This window comes from Streptococcus atopicus (assembly GCF_049166725.1).
Taxonomy (GTDB): Bacteria; Bacillota; Bacilli; order Lactobacillales; family Streptococcaceae; genus Streptococcus; species Streptococcus hominis.
In genome coordinates this window covers 1-1,413 of sequence record NZ_JBMHFC010000023.1, presented here as the reverse complement: position 1 = coordinate 1,413, position 1,413 = coordinate 1, and the positions used below count along the sequence as shown (strand labels likewise).

At 39.7% G+C, this 1,413-nt stretch carries 1 protein-coding gene; it reads right to left on the bottom strand.

All coding sequences use genetic code 11. The features are described from left to right. Positions 1 to 1,413: SpaA isopeptide-forming pilin-related protein (locus tag ACOMA9_RS09750; RefSeq protein ID WP_421425380.1), on the bottom strand; the 1,413-nt coding region annotated here is incomplete at both ends.

The following is a 1,413-nucleotide window of genomic DNA, read 5'->3' as shown; positions in this document are numbered from 1 at the left end:
ATCTGCAACAGTTTGTCCTTCTTTGTGCACATACAAACCGAGTTTGACTTCTTTGTAGTCAGTTGCTTTTCCGTTTACCCATGTCTTGGTCGCTTCAAAGTCAACTGTCACACGTTTGTTAGAGATATTGAGGGGAATACCTTGTCCACCTTTTAACTCCACTTCAAACTCTTGACTATTTACCTGATAGCCTGGTTTCGGAGTCTTTTCTTTGACGATATACTTACCATCACTGAGAGCCTTTGAAAGAGCAATCCCGTCTTTATCTGTTGGCACTGTTTGAACTACTTTATTAGTAGCTTTATCAATGATATCAAATTCAACACCTTCCAACTTAACATCTGCATCAGCTTCATCGAATTTTGTGATTTTAATTTTACCAGCAATATCAGCAGTAACAGTTGCACCTACAGATTTAACAGACTTTAAATTAAACGTTGCTTCTGTTTTGGTTCCAGTACTACCTCCGTATTGTTCCCAAATAAGTTGTGGTTGGTTATCAATCAAGTACTGCGCTGAGTTACTTATCGTTGAAGTATCTGCTGGTGAGGACGTATCATACGTTAAGAAAAAGCTCTTTGTTCCCATATTAGTTGGCATGAGCAACTCAAATCCTCGTTTCCCGTTGACAAAGGTCAACAAAGCTTTTTTATCTGAGTTAGCCTTGTATACCTCCGGATCGGTTGTGATTTCGTATTCATCACCTAAATGTTTAAGAGCAGATGAATTCGTATTCGTCGTTTCGAATTCCGCTTCATGCATATAGAAAGTACCTTCCACATAGTTAGCAAAGGCTCCCTTTGAAACGTCATCTGTAATCTTCACCACATGTCCAGTCATATCTTTCTTAGCGCGATTAATCTTCATCTGAAAATGTGCTCTCGCCTTATTGTTATCGTTATAACCGTACTTTGTAATGGTTTCTCCTATCACGTCAGTCTGTTGATATTTATTCACTTTATACGTGATGGTCTGTGTTTTACCATCTGGCAAAACATAAGTAACCGTTTTCCCCTCTTTTTGGAGTGTTTCAGTTGCTTCTGCAACAAAGTCCCCACGGATATTCTGCTTGTCCTTCACCTTGTCATTGAAGGTAAATACCAGCCGATGGTTAGCATTATCCACTCGGACAGTCCCCATTTTGGTATTTGATGTCGAATCAATCAAATCCAGACTACCATCCGTCAAACTCAAGTTATCTGGAGCCTTTACGATGAAGTAATCCCCATCCTTGATTTCATTAGCTGCCACATTGGGAAATGAGAATTTACCTGAATATTTCAATTTCATCGAAGTATCATTTGAACCATGAATTCCTTCAGTCTTGCTTCCTGTGGATGCTATAGTAATCTCCAAGTCCTCGAAATGGGCTTTATTGGTAACGTCAGCAGCAGAAACCCGCTGGACGTTCCA